The following is a 15765-nucleotide window of genomic DNA, read 5'->3' on the forward strand; positions in this document are numbered from 1 at the left end:
TTAAGGTGGTTATTGCGGCGGGGCTCACCTCTTCCCTTCCCGAACAGAGTAGTTAAGCCCGCCTGCGCAGATGGTACTGCAGTTATGTGGGAGAGTATGTCGTCGCCTTTCTTTGAAAAACCTATTCATTTATTTGAATAGGTTTTTTTGTGTTTAATATGTCCCGTCCTGAAATAACGATACAGGATTAATAAAAAATAAAATTACAATTATTAAGCAGTGGTAAGCAAAAGTTCACTGCTGTTTTTTGTTTTATAAGTTCTCATTTTAATTTGATTTTGTAAGTGCATTTGACCTGGAGTAAGCATGTAATTTGAATAATGTGGTCGTTGCGTATTGTAAATATTAATTGATTCTTTGACAATTCGTTTGATAACACTTAATTCTAGATTGTATTCATCAATCATAAATTCTTGTTTTAATATACCATTTATTCTTTCAGCTAAAGCATTTTCGTACGGATCAGAATTTTATGTTATACTTGGAAGTATTCCATTTTTACTCAAAACAGTTAAGTAATTATTAGCACAATATTGTAATGCTCTATTTGAGTGATGAATCAACGGCATTTCTTTGTTTTTTCTTTGTCTTATCGCCATTTTTAGAGCCATAACACTACTCTCTGTATTCATTTTGTCTGCCACATAATATTCCATTATCTTCTTGTAATAAGCATCTGTAACAATTGTCTAGTCCTAATAAAACGATTTAATAGTCAAATAAAGAATCTTCTTAAATTGCTTTTAAGCAAATACCGTTGCATTCTAACGGGTTATCACATGACGGAAATTTAAAGCTTTACTGATAATTTACGCGGATGTTAGGTTTATTAAATCAGCATTTAGGAGTGCTTTAGGTTACAATTTTGTCTTATTACAGCTTCATTGCGAAAAATTAGTAACAAAAAGCAGCAAAATATTTGCTGCTTTTTCAAAGTATAAATAAATAAACTATACTGTCAAAACGGATTTGGATGTAAGAACATTTAGTTCTATCATGCATTTCATCATCATTTGATATGTTCTTTCAATGTCATTATCTAATCCTATAGAAAATCGAATTAAACCATCAGTCAATCCCATTTCCATTTGTTCTTCGATCGGTATTTCACTAGAAGTTGAAGTTCCCGGCGCACTGAATAAGGTTTTGTAAAACCCTAAACTTACAGCAAGGTAACCCAAGTTTTTTTCTTGCATCAATTCCATTAATGCATTGGCTTTTTCTAAAGTTCCAACATCCAATGTCATCATTCCGCCAAAACCATATTCTGGATCAATCATCGTTGCATACAATTCATGACTAGGGTGACTTTTTAATCCCGGATAAACTGTTTTTAGTCCCTCTTTTTCAAAACGTTCTGCTAGATATAGCGCATTATGACTGTGCTGTTTCATTCGGATATGTAACGTACGCAAGTTTTTCATTACATTGGCCGAACGCAAGCTATCCATTGTTGGACCCAGTAACATACTGGCGCCACTATTCACGTTTTTTAAACTATCAATAAATTCGTGTGAACCACAGGTAACACCAGCTACAGTATCACTGCTTCCGTTGATGTATTTTGTTAAACTGTGAATGACAATGTCTGCACCTATTTTGGCTGGAGAAACGGATAATGGCGAAAATGTATTATCCACAACTAACTTCAAATTATGTCTTTTGGCTATTTTTGCTAAACCGGCAATGTCAGCGACTTCCAGCAAAGGATTGCTCACCGTCTCGCAGTACAAAACTTTAGTTTCTTGTGTAATTGCGGATTCAACTACATCGAGTTTTGTGATGTCGACAAATGTAGTTTTAATACCTAATCTTGGCGTGAAATTCTTCAAAAAAGCGTAGGTTCCACCATAAATAGTTCTGCTCGAAACGATGTGATCGCCCGTTCCACACAATTGCAATAGAGTAGGCGTAATCGCTCCCATTCCCGAAGCCGAAACATTAGCTGATTCTGTTCCTTCCATTGCTGCCAATGCTTTGTCTAAGTATAAATTGCTCGGTGAGGAATGTCGAGAATACAAATAACAGCCTTCCATATTGCCTTCAAAAGTATCAAACATTGTTTTTGCCGATAAGAAAGTATAGGTTGAAGAATCTGAAATTGATGGATTGACGCCACCAAATTCACCAAAGTACTGTAAATCCTGAATGTTGTCTGCCGGCTTGAAATTTTTCATAATTTATATTTAATCGTTAATTTAGGAGCTATTTCCAGCTATTCGTTTCAATCTTTTCTTTTTTGAACAAAAAAAGAAAACGATTTTCACTGCTATCTGGGCTAGAAATCTGGTGTACATCGAGAAATCTATTTCAAAATAAAATCATTATAGATTAATTATCAATCATATCATTAAATATTGGATTTTAAAACTGCAAAATATGATTAATGTAAATTAATTTTCTAAATTAGCTTCTTAAATAGTGTTTATATAGATTTTATTTCAATTCAATTTTAACAAAAAATGATATTAGATTCAGTAGATAAAAAACTGCTTTTTTTATTACAGACAGACAGTAAGAAAACAACCAAAGAACTTTCCTTAAAACTCAATCTTTCAGTTACTGCCGTTTACGAACGCATAAAAAAATTAGAAAGAGAAGGAATTATCGATAAATATGTTGTGTTAGTTAATCGTTCGAAAGTAGGAAAAGGGTTTGTGGTTTTTTGTCACATTAAATTATTACAGCACATTAAAGAGTTTATCGCTAAGTTTGAAAGCGAAGTGATACAACTCAGGGAAGTGATTGAATGTCACCATGTGAGTGGAGATTACGATTATATACTAAAAATAGTCGTAAAAGATATGGAAGCCTACCGGGAATTTTTGGTTACAAAACTCACTACATTACAACATATAGGAAGCACACATAGCACATTTATGATTAGTGAAGTAAAAAGCACGACCGTAGTTGATATTTAGTAGATAGGTCCATTTACATAAATATTTAACGTTTAGTAAATACTAATTGCTAAAAATTCATAATAAAAAACCTTATGAATTAAACTTTAAACAAAACTTAATTCCTTAATTTTGTGGAACATTTTACAAAACATAATAAAAAAAATATACTATGAGTTCATTTGACGTAGTCATTATAGGTTCTGGACCAGGCGGATATGTATCAGCAATTCGTTGTGCACAACTGGGTTTCAAAACAGCAATTATAGAAAAATATTCAACTCTTGGAGGAACTTGCCTCAATGTAGGTTGTATTCCATCAAAAGCATTACTTGCTTCCTCTCACCATTACAGTGAAATTGCTCATTTTGCAGATCACGGAATTGAAGTTTCCGGAGAAGTAAAAGTGAATCTTGAAAAAATGATTGCCCGCAAACAAGCTGTTGTAGATCAGACTTCTGGTGGTGTGAAATTTTTAATGGACAAGAATAAAATAACAGTTCTTGATGGGTTGGGTTCATTTGTTGATGCTACACATGTTGCTGTTGCAAAAGCGGATGGAACTTCTGAAACGATTGAAGCTAAAAATATCATTATCGCTACAGGTTCAAAACCATCTTCTTTACCATTTATTAAAATTGACAAAGAAAGAATCATCACTTCTACCGAAGCTTTGAAACTGAAAGAAGTGCCAAAACATTTGGTGATTATTGGTGGTGGAGTTATCGGAATTGAATTAGGTCAAGTGTATTTACGATTGGGAGCGCAAGTTTCTGTAGTAGAATATTTAGACAGAATCATTCCTGGAATGGATGCGTCATTGTCTAAAGAATTGACTAAAGTATTAAAAAAACAAGGCATGAAATTTTACGTTTCACACAAAGTGAAATCAGTAGAAAGAAATGGCGAAGGTGTTGTTATTCAAGCCGAAAATGCAAAAGGAGAAACAATTACTCTAGAAGGGGATTATTCATTAGTTTCTGTGGGACGTCGTCCATACACTGACGGTTTAAATGCTGAAAAAGCTGGAGTAAAAATCTCGGATAGAGGAATGGTAGAAGTAAACGATCATTTACAAACTTCAGTTCCTAATATTTATGCCATTGGCGATGTTGTTCGTGGAGCAATGTTAGCACACAAAGCAGAAGAAGAAGGAGCAATGGTTGCTGAAATATTAGCGGGTCAAAAACCACATATTGATTATAACTTGATTCCGGGTGTCGTTTATACTTGGCCAGAAGTGGCTGCTGTAGGTCAAACGGAGGAACAATTGAAAGCGGCTGGTGTAGATTTCAAATCAGGAAGTTTCCCTTTTAAAGCGTTAGGTCGTGCAAGAGCAGGTGGAGATTTAGACGGATTTGTGAAAATTCTTGCTGATGCAAAAACGGATGAAGTTTTAGGAGTTCATATGATTGGAGCTCGATGTGCGGATTTAATTGCTGAAGCAGTTACAGCAATGGAATTTAAAGCATCTGCTGAAGATATTTCGAGAATGTCTCATGCGCATCCAACATTTGCGGAAGCGATTAAAGAAGCGGCGTTAGCGGCTACTGACAATAGAGCTTTGCATGTATAAATAGTTAAATAATTTTATTTAAAAATAGTGAAACCCGTTCAATTGAGCGGGTTTTGTTTTGTTATGAGGTGCAATCATTTAACCTTTTGCTACAAATAAACCTTTATAATTTTCCCAATGGTTGAAAATCAAAAACATATTTCCCAAGAACAAGAAAAGGGCAACTGGAATTCCCTCGGAAGACAAGAAAAAATTAATAAATAAAATGTTGATGGTAATTGGTAAAATTAAAATACCGGCAAGGGTAACATAACGACCGGTTACAAATGCTAGTCCGCATAATAATTCTATTGATTTGGATAATGGCAAGATGTAAGTCGATGCAACTAAACCCACATTAAAAGCTTTGAAATTTCCGGTAACTTCTGGCTCTGGTGCTAGTTTTAAAAAAAAGCTGATTGATGCATAAAGTAGCAAAAGTCCAATTAAAGTTCGGATAATAATCGTTGCGATTTTCATAGTATATTGTGATAGAGGTTACATATTTGAAAACTATTATTGTTAAATTGCATTTTCATCCATATACATAATTTCCCATTGATGTCCGTCTAAATCGGCAAAACTATGTCCATACATCCACCCATGATCTTGTGGCTCCATATAAATTGTACCACCGGCACCAACTGCATTTTTGACCACTTCATCTACTTTTTCTCTATTGTCAACATCTATGGCAATTAATACTTCGGTATTTTTATGGGCGTTGCAAATTTCTTTTTTGGTAAAGTCTTTAAAACGTTGCTCAGTAACTAGCATCGCAAAAATATTTTCTGCTATAATCATGCAAGTGGCATGTTCATCAGTAAATTTTGGATTGAAAGAAAATCCAAGCGTAGTAAAAAAATCAATTGATTTTTTTAGGTCTTTAACAGCTAAATTGATAAAAATTTTTGAAGCCATAACGGGAATGATTTAATGATTTAAAAAAGCTAAAACTGATCACGGACTATCAAATTTACAAAAAAAATAAGCTAATTTTAGTAAAATCGGTTATTGAAGGTTTATTTTTTGTTGTAATTTTGAATTTTAAACACCAATACTTTTTGAGAACTTCAATTTACAAGTCTATTTCTGATCCAAAATTGTTCAAACAGCAACTTTTATTTTGGTCTGAACAGTTTCGAGAAATCATTTATTTGGACAGCAATGATTATCCACAAAATTATTCCAGTTATGATTGTGTTCTTGCCGTTGACGCTTTTACTTCAATAAAAACAGACTATCACAATGCTTTTGAGGATTTAAAACAATACCAGCAAAATACCAAAGACTGGCTTTTTGGTTATTTATCGTATGATTTAAAAAATGATATCGAGCAATTACAATCTCAGAATTATGACGGATTGGAATTTGCGGATTTATTTTTTTTTCAACCTAAAAAACTGTTTTTATTGAAAGGAGACCAATTGGAAATTCAATATCTCAATATGTGTGATGATGAAGTGGAGGAAGATTTTGAAGAAATTGTTGAAAGTCGAAAGTCAAAAGTCGAAATAGAAGAAATAGCCAAGATTCAACAACGAATTCCGAAAGCGAATTATCTTGAGAAGGTTTCTAAAATATTGGAACACATTCATCAAGGCGATATTTATGAAGCTAATTTTTGTATGGAATTTTTTGCTAAAAATGCCGTAATAGATCCAATCGAAAAATTTATAAAACTTAACGAAATTTCACAGCCACCATTTGCAGTTTTTTTTAAAAACAATAAACATTTTTTACTTTCGGCGACACCGGAACGCTATCTAAAGAAAGAAGGAGAGTTCATTATTTCGCAACCGATTAAAGGAACCGCAAAACGATTTTTGGACGCAAGTAAAGATGAGCAATCAAAAATGCGATTGGCTTTCGACCCAAAAGAACGAGCCGAAAATATTATGATTACGGATTTAGTGCGCAATGATTTATCTCGAACGGCACAGAAAGGATCCGTTGAAGTACAGGAGTTATGCAAGATTTATTCTTTTTTGCAAGTGCATCAGATGATATCAACGGTTACTTCTAAATTAGATTCGCAATATTTCGTAGTTGATATTTTGAAAACAACTTTTCCAATGGGAAGTATGACTGGAGCTCCAAAGATTTCGGTGATGAAAATCATTGAACAATTGGAAGAAACAAAACGAGGTTTATATAGTGGAGCAGTGGGGTACTTTAAGCCTAACGGGGATTTCGATTTTAATGTGGTTATCCGTAGCATTTTATACAATCAAGAAAAAAAATATGTTTCTTTTTCGGTTGGAAGTGCCATCACTTCACAATCTATTCCTGAAAAGGAGTATGAAGAATGTTTGCTTAAAGCAAAAGCTATGCGAGAAGTTTTAAGTTAAATCCAAATGAATAAATTAAATTTGAATATGCTACAGAAATTCAAAAACCATCTTCTTCATAATTTCCAGTTCTTGAACGGAAAAAAAATCCTTCTTGCCACAAGCGGAGGGAAAGACAGTATGGTTATGGTCCATCTGTTTCGGCAATTGAATTATAAAATAGGAATTGCACATTGTAATTTCCAATTGCGTGGAATGGAAAGTTTTGAAGATCAAAATTTTGTTCAGGAGTATGCCACGGCACATGAAATCCCCGTGTTTATAACACAATTTGACACTAAAGCTTTTGCTGAAGATTATAAAATTTCGACTCAAGTTGCAGCCCGCGAGTTGCGGTATAATTGGTTTTATGAGTTATTGGAAACCGAAAAATTCGATTATATTCTTACGGCGCATCATGCCGATGATAATCTGGAAACATTCCTAATCAACTTCAGTCGAGGAACTGGATTAGAAGGTTTGACAGGGATTCCAGAACAAAACGAAAAAGTGATACGTCCACTTTTGGCATTTAGCCAAGAAGAAATGGAAGTATATGCCGGATTAAATAGCATTCAATGGCGCGAAGACAGCAGTAATGCATCGGATAAATACCTTCGTAATAAAATCCGCCATCATCTAGTTCCGCTATTAAAGGATTTAAATCCAAATTTCCTTTCCTCGTTTCACAAAACGCAAACATATTTGCAAGAAGCACAAGTTATGGTTGAAGATGCTTCGATAATGATTTATCAGCAAGTTGCAAAGCAAGAGGAGGAGACTATTTATTTTGATTTAAAGAAATTAAAAAAATTACCCAATTACAAATCGTATTTGTATCAATGGCTGAAAGAATTTGAGTTTTCGGCTTGGGATGATATTTATGATTTGGTCGAAAGCCAATCTGGAAAATACGTTTTTTCTCCTGAATTCCGATTATTGAAAGACAGAGATTCCTTAATCCTAAGCCCGATTAATTTCGTAAACGAAAAGGATGAATATTTTATTGCTGAAAATCAAAAGGAAGTTAATATTCCCTTAAATCTTTCGTTTTGTAAAGTAGCTAACATTAGTATCGCTACAAATAAAACTATCTTTGTTGATGCTGATAAATTGCAATTTCCATTAGTTTTGCGCCATTGGAACGAGGGCGACAGTTTTCAACCTTTTGGGATGAATGGTAAATCGAAGAAAGTGAGTAAACTTTTTAAAGATGAAAAATTATCCTTGATAGAAAAAGAAAACTCGTGGCTTTTATGTTCAAATGATGAAATAGTTTGGATTATTGGTCTTCGTCAGGATGAACGTTTTAGAATAGAGAATACAACAAAGAATATACTTAAAATACAATTAGAATAATGAAGAAACTACTATTTATACTTATTGCTTTTTTGGCTTTTGCCAATGGTGACGCTCAAATTCTTGATCCTGCAAAATGGACGACCAAAATAGAAAAAAAATCAGAAACTAATTACATCCTAACTTTTGATGCTATCATAGAAAAAGATTGGCATCTGTATTCCCAATTTACGGTTGAAGGCGGCTCTTTGCCTTTGGAAATTAGTTTCAAAAATCAAAAAGGAAATTTTAATTTAGTGGGCAAAGCTAAAGAAAGCAAAACCACAACTGCTTTCAATGATATTTTTGAAGTGAACGAAACGTACTTTGAGAAAAAAGCTCAAATTCAGCAGAAGATTACAATAACAAATCCAAAGATTACAAAAATTGAGGTCAATTTGAACTATCAAGTTTGTAAAGAAGCGTGTATCAATATCGAGAAGAATTTTTCGTTTACCATTCCTGCGGGTTCAAAAACAGCAGAAGTAACTACTTTAGCAACTGATTTAACTACTATAGATTCGGCTAAAGTTGATACTGCAGTTGTAAATACAGATGTAAATAAAGCACAAAGTGTTACTCCTGAAAAAGTTCCTGTATTAGATTCTAAATCTTCAAAACAAAGAGGTTTATGGTCTATTTTCTTTATTGCTTTTCTTTCTGGATTTGCCGCGTTGCTTACTCCTTGTGTCTTTCCGATGATTCCTATGACAGTAAGTTTCTTTACGAAACAAAGTAAAACAAAAGCAAAAGGAATTAGGAACGCCATTATTTATGGAATTGCCATTATATTCATTTATGTAGTTTTAGGCTTCTTGGTGACTTGGATTTTTGGTGCCGACGCATTAAATGCGTTGTCGACAAATGTTTGGTTTAATATTATATTTTTTATATTATTGGTCACATTTGCTGCTTCGTTTTTGGGCGCTTTTGAAATTATGTTGCCTAATTCATGGGCTAATAAAGTGGATAATCAAGCCGACAGAGGCGGAATAATTGGAATTTTATTTATGGCCTTGGCATTAGCGATTGTATCTTTTTCATGTACAGGACCTATTGTAGGAACACTTTTGGTTGAAGCAGCTTCCAAAGGCGGAATTGCACCAATTATAGGTATGTTCGGATTTTCATTGGCTTTGGCCTTACCTTTTATGTTGTTTGCCATGTTCCCGGGCTGGTTGAATTCATTACCAAAATCCGGTGGATGGTTGAATACCGTTAAAGTAGTTTTAGGATTTTTGGAATTGGCTTTGGCATTCAAATTTTTATCGAATGCGGATTTGGTATTGCAGTTGCATTTCTTGGAAAGAGAAGTTTTCTTAGCGATTTGGATTGCTATTTTTGGAACATTGGCATTTTATTTATTCGGAAAAATTACGCTTCCGCATGATAGCCCCATGAATCATATTTCAGTGGGAAGATTGTCTTTTGGATTAGTAGTTTTGGCCTTTACCATCTATTTAATCCCAGGAATTTGGGGAGCACCTTTAAAATTAATTTCTGGTTTCCCGCCGCCAATGACCTATAGCGAAAGTCCATACGGAGTGGGAAACTCTAAAGGTGGTACTAATGCATCAGCTCTAATTTTGCCGGACGGCGCACATTTAGGACCGCATGATCTTATAGCTTTTGAAGATTATGAAAAAGGATTGGCTTATGCTAAATCAGTAAATAAACCCATTTTACTTGATTTCACAGGATATGCTTGTGTAAATTGCAGAAAAATGGAAGATTATGTTTGGTCTGATCCTGCGATTTTAAAAATATTACAAGATGAAGTGGTGTTGATCTCTTTATATGTTGATGATAAAAGAGAATTGCCAAAAAGCGAGCAATATGTATCTAAAGAAACGGGTAAAGAAATTGTAAGTGTGGGGAATAAATGGAGTGATTTTCAAATTACAAGATACAAAGCCAATGCGCAACCGTATTACATTGTTTTGGATACCGAAGAAAACATGTTATCTGATAAACCAGAAAGTTATAATTCAGATATCAATGCTTACAAAGGATGGTTGAGAGAGGGAATTGATCGATTTAAAAAGGCTAGATAGGCCTTTTTATTCGATTATTTTTTCTATATAATCGGAATTTAAAAGATACAATGCACCCATATATCTTATTTTAAAAGCAACTAAATCTCCAATTTTATAGGTTTTTTTAGAATTTGAAATATCTATTACCAGCATGTCAGAACTGGCGTCTACAATTGTAATATCTTCGTCGTCAGATTCGATGTATTGCGGTTGCATGTCTAATAATCCAATATCTAGAATGGCTCTGAGTGAAGTAATTCCCAAATCAGTAACCTGATTCAGTGAAAAGGAATTTCCTGCTACATTCTCGCCTAATTCACCTGTTGGTGTATTTGGTTTTTCAGTAATTTCAATGATTTCAGCATACAATTTGAAAACATCATGGTGCATTCCTTTAATGGTATTTCCGGTAAACAAATCTTTCCCGAAGAAGAGCGCTTCTCCTATTCGGAAATGATTCACTGCCATTGGTCGGGCATTTTTGAGGAGTAACGGTACCGTAACAGAAGTTCCTCCCGATACGAAGGGAATACTGATGTTGAATTTAGCTTCGATTAATTGTTTGTATAAACTCAATTGAATCAGTTTATCCTGTGTTGGCATTACACCGCTGAGGCAATTAAAATTGGTACCAATTCCAGAGATTTCGATATTCGGCATTTTTAAAATAGTACCATAAAAGGCTATTAATTCTTCTCCCATAACACCTTCACGAAGGTCGCCCATTTCAATCATGATTATGATTTTGTGCGTCTTATTGTGCTTCACTGCTTCATCGGAAAGTAATTGTATGGTGTAGATTTCAGTATTAAAACTGATATCGGCATACTTAACAATGCTTTCAATACTTCGTTTTGCTGGTGGTTTTATATAAACGGTTTGAATTTCCGGATCCAGTCCCTTAATTTTTTTTAAATTACTTACTCTGGAATCATGAATTTCACGTACTCCTAAAGCGATAATTTCTTTAAGATAAATTTTATTTCCACATAAGAGTTTTGACACTACTCCCCACTGAATATTTCTGGATTTAAATATGTGGTCTAAAAAATGATAGTTTTCCTGTAATTTTTTGCGGTATAATTTTATAAAGGCCATTATTTCATAATTTTACGTGGAATTGCTTTAGAAATCCGAGTTAATAATTCATAATTTAGCTGATCGCTAAAATCACTAAATGAAGCAACAGAAATCGATAACTCTTTCTGTGTGCCTATCAGGACCACTTCATCCTCTTTTTTTGCCGTATCGACATCAGTAATATCGATTGTTATCATATTCATATTTACGGAGCCCACAACAACGCAGCGTTGTCCATGAATGAGCACACGTCCTTGGTTGCTTAGTGAACGACTGTATCCGTGGCAATACCCAATGGGGATAGTAGCAATTATCATTTTCCTTTTAGCCATAAAACTGGTCCCATATCCTATAAATTCACCAATATTTACTTTTTTTACGCTCATTATAGTGCTTTTCCACGTGATAACGCGTTGTAATGGATCTGTTTTATTCTTTTTAGAATTAAGGTATGTTACAAATACTTCTGGACTGGGCCACAATCCATATTGCATGATTCCGATGCGTACTAAATCCATTCGCGTTTGCGGAAATATAATTGATGCCGCAGAACAAGCGGAATGTCTGATTTGTGGCTTCAGATTATTTTTACAAAAAAAGGCATATATTTCTTCAAACTTTTTAATTTGTTGATCCACTCTATAATAATTAGTGATACTTTCGGCACCTGCATAATGAGTACAAAGTCCTTTAAAATTTAGGTGTTGTTCTTCTTTTTTTAAATAAGCAATCACGGCATTCAGCTCTTTTTTATCAAAACCGGTTCGGTTCATTCCGGTTTCTACTTCAATATGCAGAATTGCTTTTTTATTGAGTTCTTTGGCGACTTTCATAGCATTAGTAAGCCGGCTTTTATCAAAAACAAAAAATTCGACGTCATTTTGGATTACCCATTCCAGATCTTCATCCTGTACAAGTCCCATTACCATAATTGTCGCCTTGTTATCTAAAGTAGTTTTTACAACTTTAGCTTCTTGAACATCAAAAACAGAAAAATGAGTTACGCCAGATTGAAAAGCCATAGACACAAATTCCTGCACCCCATGACCATAAGCATTTCCTTTTACCACACTGGAAATGATTACTTTTTTTCCAAAGGTTTTTTTTAGAAAAGCGATGTTGTTTTGATAAGCGGAGCGATCAAGCTCTATGAGTGAATTAGTGTGCATTTGTAATTTGTTTACTTATTTCATGAAAAATAGCTACTCCAGTTGCTATAATTTCATCCGGGAAATCATAATCAGGATTGTGTAAAGCCGGTGTGTTTATTCCTGCTCCTATTCCAAACATTGCACCAGGATAGTGTTGCGTAAACAAGCCAAAATCTTCACCCCACGTAAATGGTTTTTCTTTTTCGAATAAAGTAAAATCAGTAACTATTGCGGCCTTTCTGATAATTGCTACTGCCGTTTTATCATTCTCATTGGCTTGAAAACTTTGCGTCCATTTGGTTTTACACTTTAAATGATGTGCTTTTGCGATTGATTTTGATAAATTTTCTAGAGTGAGTTCAATCTTTCTCATTTGCAAATTGCTGTCGCTTCGTACTGTAAAATGAATTTCTCCCGCGCCAGCAGCTACGCCATAGGCTTTACTTCCTATTTTTGCGTAAATAGGGGTAATCAGGCAATAATTTTCTTTAGTATTGTCGGTTTGAATATTTGCATTGAATTGATTTATTATAATGGCTATTGCTAATGTAGGATTTATTCCTTTTTCGGGTTCACCTGCATGGGCGGTTTTGCCTTTTAATTTTATAATAATACTGTTTACGGCGCAGGTAAAAGTTTCGTTTTTCACTACAATTTGATGTATTGGAAATCCTGGTAAATTGTGCAGCGCAAATACATAATCGGGTTGGATCGAAGTGAATTTCGGATCTAACAACACTTTTCGAGCGCCACTACCATCTTCTTCAGCCGGTTGAAACAATAAAATGACAGTTCCTGATTCTGGTTTGTTCTGCTGCAATTCAGCAGCTAAACCGCAAAGAATGGCCATGTGGCCATCGTGTCCGCATTTATGTGAAACGCCATTAATGACGGAGCGATGTTCATAAGTATTGCTCTCTTCAATTGGCAAAGCATCCAGTTCACACCGGAATAATACTGTTTTTCCGGTTTTTGTACCTTTATAAATTGCGATTATGCCCGTTGTTCCTATTCCGGTAATCAATTCATCAGGAGGATAATTTTCGAGAAATGAAATGACGCGTTTAGCGGTTTGAATTTCTGTTCCTGAAACCTCAGGGTGTTTGTGTAATTCCTTTCGCAACCGCACAAGTGAATCGATATACTGGTTTGATTTTTCCATTTTGGACTATTTGATAAGACGCATTTCCAAATATTTATTCGTAAAGCCTAATTTTTCATATAACTTTTTGGCTGGATTGTCTGGTTCTACATGCAGTGCAATATTCCCTTCGGCAATTGATATGGCTTTTTGCATCAATTGTTTTCCTAAACCTTTTCCGCGCTGACTGTTGTCTACGGCAATGTATACCAAAATATTTTCGGGAATAAAATCTTTCATTCCCGTGTTGTTTAAGATCACAACACCTACAATTTTTTGTTCCTCGATTCCCACTATAATATTTCCTCCCTTATCAGGATTCATGACATAATCAATACATTTTTGAATGTCTGTAATGGTATCGCCATATTGTTCTAAATGAGTATAAAGGAATAGTGCTACAATTTGATTGGTGTAAATTGTATCTGCTCCAGTAATCGCATTAATTTGTTTGAATTCCATTTTGTCTTTCTTTTTTGTTAAAATGATAGATTGATATTGTAACAAATAAAATAAGTGAAATACTTATTCCATAGAGGTTTGCGTCTAAGTGTTCCGGAAGTTTTATTCCTAAGGGTAGTTTATTCTCCGTAACAATTAGCAGGATTGTGGTAGCGCCTCCAAAAAGCATACTCCAAAAAGCCGCTGTCGGATGGCTTTTTTTCCAAAACAAAGCGCCTATTACCGGAACGAACAATCCTGAAACCATAAAAGCATAGGAGTAAAGCATAAGTTCCAGTACATTTTGCATTTGCGAAGCTATTAAAATAGCAAGAAAGCCAACAATCAGTGTGACAATTTGTGACAGTTGCAACTCCTTTTTATGAGTTAATTCTTTTTTAGAAAATTTAGCAATAATATCAGTCACAATATTTCCAGATGCTGCCATTAAACAACTATCAGCAGTCGAAAGTATGGCCGAAAAATAGGAGGAAAGCATCAGTCCCATTAATCCCACAGGAAGTATAGTTGCTAATAAAATAGGCAATCCCATCTCGCTGTCCATAGAAGCTGCATCAGCAATGCCGTCAAACATTCCTTTAGTGGCAGCCACTTTAGCAAGCATCCCCAGAGTCACTCCCATAAATGCCATTATGGGCCATTCAAAAACACCCGCAATCAACCATGCTTTTTTTGCTTCTTTTTCACCTTTGCTGGCATAAATTCGCTGATACAAAGTCATTCCTACAAACCAAATGGGTATTATGGTTATGGACCAATTTACAATCTGATACCATTTCACATTAGTCAACGATAAATATTCGGGTGCTAATGTAGCTTTTATGGCCTCGTAACCTCCAACGGCAGTGTAAGCAATTGGAATTCCTATGAAAACCAAGCCGCCAATTAGGACTAACCATTGAATCGTATCGGTATAAATAACGGCTTTCAATCCTCCAATAGCCGTATAAATTACCGCGATAAGTCCCATGACAATCAGTGCTGTTTGTAAATTAAGTCCTTCTATGGTTGCCGAAGCTAATTTGGCTCCAGCCAAAACCTGAGAACTCGTAAATCCAATATATCCAACGGCCGAAATAATTCCGGCCAGCAACGCAACTTTGGCGTTGTAAAAATGATTAAATATTTGTGGAAAAGTGAAAAACTTGTATTTATGGCCTAAGGCACTCACTTTTGGAATAAGGAAAACGGCACTGAGCCAAGCACCTAACAATCCGGTGAAAAGCATCCAAGATCCTGATATTCCCATCGTAAAACCCAGCCCGCCCAGACCAATTGAAAATCCACCGCCAACATCTGTGGCTACCACGGACAATCCGATGTGCCAGCTACTCATATTTCTGCCGCTTACATAAAAATCTTCAGCGGTTTTGTTTTTGTTGAAAAAATAAACGCCAACGCCTAACATAGCCAGCATATAAATAACAAAGATTGCATAATCTATTATGTGCATATTATTTATTTTAGATTATTTAATAGCCTGTAAATGGAATTTTTCCAAAAGGCAAAAGATGTAGTAAACTACAAAAAAGATGATTTTTTCAGAATGATTTCTGAAATCAAGGTTTTTTTATTTTGGAATAATAGTTTACAAAAAAAGACTATTTAACCCGCAAATAATAAATTGGTATTTTACAAATGTAGGGTAAATTTATCCAAAAAGCACTCTAAAAGTGTAAGCAAAGTCTTTTTTGTAAATAAATTAGAGACTTTTTTTAAGCGTTTTAACAATAAAATAAAAACGAAATACAGTCTCAATACATTACATATCA

14 protein-coding genes, 1 rRNA gene and 1 pseudogene are annotated in these 15765 nt (G+C 34.6%); 6 read left to right on the forward strand and 10 right to left on the reverse strand.

What is annotated here, in order from left to right:
* Nucleotide 1: 1 nt before the first annotated feature.
* A 5S ribosomal RNA gene (gene rrf, locus ACP7AV_RS15205) occupies nt 2-111 on the forward strand.
* Between the two features lie 101 nt (nt 112-212).
* On the opposite strand, the pseudogene ACP7AV_RS15210 reads toward rrf, so the two are convergent.
* The 3 genes and pseudogenes from ACP7AV_RS15210 to ACP7AV_RS15220 form a co-directional block, all read right to left on the reverse strand.
* Nucleotides 213-452, reverse strand: a pseudogene (locus ACP7AV_RS15210) (integrase core domain-containing protein); the annotation flags it as partial.
* An 18-nt stretch (nt 453-470) separates the two neighbouring features.
* Entirely contained in the window at nt 471-686 is a 216-nt protein-coding gene (locus ACP7AV_RS15215) for a DDE-type integrase/transposase/recombinase (RefSeq protein ID WP_426092716.1), read from the reverse strand.
* A 264-nt stretch (nt 687-950) separates the two neighbouring features.
* Nucleotides 951-2177 (reverse strand): aminotransferase class V-fold PLP-dependent enzyme, encoded by a 1227-nt coding sequence (locus tag ACP7AV_RS15220; protein ID WP_426092670.1) that lies wholly within the window; start codon nt 2175-2177, stop codon nt 951-953.
* A gap of 285 nt (nt 2178-2462) precedes the next feature.
* Between ACP7AV_RS15220 and ACP7AV_RS15225 the strand changes: the two genes are divergently transcribed.
* The gene (locus ACP7AV_RS15225) at nt 2463-2921 is read left to right on the forward strand and encodes an Lrp/AsnC family transcriptional regulator (protein ID WP_426063350.1); all 459 of its coding nucleotides are present in this window, start codon (nt 2463-2465) and stop codon (nt 2919-2921) included.
* Between the two features lie 151 nt (nt 2922-3072).
* Nucleotides 3073-4476, forward strand: a complete 1404-nt coding sequence (gene lpdA / locus ACP7AV_RS15230; RefSeq protein ID WP_426092671.1) for a dihydrolipoyl dehydrogenase — start codon at nt 3073-3075, stop codon at nt 4474-4476.
* 78 nt (nt 4477-4554) lie between these two features.
* Here lpdA and ACP7AV_RS15235 read toward each other — a convergent pair whose 3' ends face one another.
* Nucleotides 4555-4935: a DoxX family protein gene (locus tag ACP7AV_RS15235; RefSeq protein WP_426092672.1), complete on the reverse strand. Its 381-nt coding sequence runs from the start codon at nt 4933-4935 to the stop codon at nt 4555-4557.
* Between the two features lie 42 nt (nt 4936-4977).
* Nucleotides 4978-5376: a VOC family protein gene (locus tag ACP7AV_RS15240; RefSeq protein WP_426092673.1), complete on the reverse strand. Its 399-nt coding sequence runs from the start codon at nt 5374-5376 to the stop codon at nt 4978-4980.
* Between the two features lie 143 nt (nt 5377-5519).
* On the opposite strand from ACP7AV_RS15240, the gene ACP7AV_RS15245 reads away from it, so the two are divergent.
* From ACP7AV_RS15245 to ACP7AV_RS15255, 3 genes are read left to right on the forward strand one after another with little or no spacing between them, the layout of a single operon-like run.
* A complete protein-coding gene (locus ACP7AV_RS15245; RefSeq protein WP_426092674.1) occupies nt 5520-6806 on the forward strand; it encodes an anthranilate synthase component I family protein in 1287 nt (428 codons plus the stop codon).
* A gap of 27 nt (nt 6807-6833) precedes the next feature.
* Entirely contained in the window at nt 6834-8144 is a 1311-nt protein-coding gene (gene tilS, locus ACP7AV_RS15250) for a tRNA lysidine(34) synthetase TilS (protein WP_426092717.1), read from the forward strand.
* On the forward strand, nt 8144-10177 hold the full coding sequence (locus tag ACP7AV_RS15255; RefSeq protein WP_426092675.1) for a cytochrome c biogenesis protein CcdA: 2034 nt from the start codon (nt 8144-8146) through the stop codon (nt 10175-10177). Before tilS ends, ACP7AV_RS15255 begins: the two co-directional genes overlap by 1 nt.
* Before the next feature lie 6 nt (nt 10178-10183).
* On the opposite strand, the gene ACP7AV_RS15260 is transcribed toward ACP7AV_RS15255, so the two are convergent.
* From ACP7AV_RS15260 to ACP7AV_RS15280, 5 genes are read right to left on the reverse strand one after another with little or no spacing between them, the layout of a single operon-like run.
* The gene (locus ACP7AV_RS15260; RefSeq protein ID WP_426092676.1) at nt 10184-11257 is read right to left on the reverse strand and encodes an alanine/ornithine racemase family PLP-dependent enzyme; all 1074 of its coding nucleotides are present in this window, start codon (nt 11255-11257) and stop codon (nt 10184-10186) included.
* A complete protein-coding gene (gene alr / locus ACP7AV_RS15265) occupies nt 11257-12408 on the reverse strand; it encodes an alanine racemase (protein ID WP_426092677.1) in 1152 nt (383 codons plus the stop codon). The genes ACP7AV_RS15260 and alr overlap by 1 nt, the downstream gene beginning before the upstream one ends.
* Nucleotides 12398-13552, reverse strand: a complete 1155-nt coding sequence (locus tag ACP7AV_RS15270; protein WP_426092678.1) for an amidohydrolase — start codon at nt 13550-13552, stop codon at nt 12398-12400. Before ACP7AV_RS15270 ends, alr begins: the two co-directional genes overlap by 11 nt.
* A gap of 6 nt (nt 13553-13558) precedes the next feature.
* Nucleotides 13559-13993, reverse strand: coding sequence for a GNAT family N-acetyltransferase (locus ACP7AV_RS15275; protein ID WP_091207447.1), 435 nt, complete (start codon nt 13991-13993; stop codon nt 13559-13561).
* Nucleotides 13974-15446 (reverse strand): sodium:solute symporter family protein, encoded by a 1473-nt coding sequence (locus tag ACP7AV_RS15280; protein ID WP_426092679.1) that lies wholly within the window; start codon nt 15444-15446, stop codon nt 13974-13976. Before ACP7AV_RS15280 ends, ACP7AV_RS15275 begins: the two co-directional genes overlap by 20 nt.
* Nucleotides 15447-15765: the final 319 nt, after the last annotated feature.

This window comes from Flavobacterium sp. DSR3-2, from assembly GCF_049896525.1.
Classification (GTDB): Bacteria; Bacteroidota; Bacteroidia; order Flavobacteriales; family Flavobacteriaceae; genus Flavobacterium.

Excerpts from the sequence above, each read along its gene's own strand:
- ACP7AV_RS15220 (WP_426092670.1), bottom strand. The coding sequence starts at position 2,177 with ATGAAAAATTTCAAGCCGGCAGACAACATTCAGGATTTACAGTACTTT.
- ACP7AV_RS15240 (WP_426092673.1), bottom strand. The coding sequence starts at position 5,376 with ATGGCTTCAAAAATTTTTATCAATTTAGCTGTTAAAGACCTAAAAAAA.
- tilS (WP_426092717.1), top strand. The coding sequence starts at position 6,834 with ATGCTACAGAAATTCAAAAACCATCTTCTTCATAATTTCCAGTTCTTG.
- ACP7AV_RS15280 (WP_426092679.1), bottom strand. The coding sequence starts at position 15,446 with ATGCACATAATAGATTATGCAATCTTTGTTATTTATATGCTGGCTATG.
- lpdA (WP_426092671.1), top strand. The coding sequence starts at position 3,073 with ATGAGTTCATTTGACGTAGTCATTATAGGTTCTGGACCAGGCGGATAT.
- ACP7AV_RS15275 (WP_091207447.1), bottom strand. The coding sequence starts at position 13,993 with ATGGAATTCAAACAAATTAATGCGATTACTGGAGCAGATACAATTTAC.
- ACP7AV_RS15260 (WP_426092676.1), bottom strand. The coding sequence starts at position 11,257 with ATGGCCTTTATAAAATTATACCGCAAAAAATTACAGGAAAACTATCAT.
- alr (WP_426092677.1), bottom strand. The coding sequence starts at position 12,408 with ATGCACACTAATTCACTCATAGAGCTTGATCGCTCCGCTTATCAAAAC.
- ACP7AV_RS15235 (WP_426092672.1), bottom strand. The coding sequence starts at position 4,935 with ATGAAAATCGCAACGATTATTATCCGAACTTTAATTGGACTTTTGCTA.
- ACP7AV_RS15270 (WP_426092678.1), bottom strand. The coding sequence starts at position 13,552 with ATGGAAAAATCAAACCAGTATATCGATTCACTTGTGCGGTTGCGAAAG.
- ACP7AV_RS15255 (WP_426092675.1), top strand. The coding sequence starts at position 8,144 with ATGAAGAAACTACTATTTATACTTATTGCTTTTTTGGCTTTTGCCAAT.
- ACP7AV_RS15225 (WP_426063350.1), top strand. The coding sequence starts at position 2,463 with ATGATATTAGATTCAGTAGATAAAAAACTGCTTTTTTTATTACAGACA.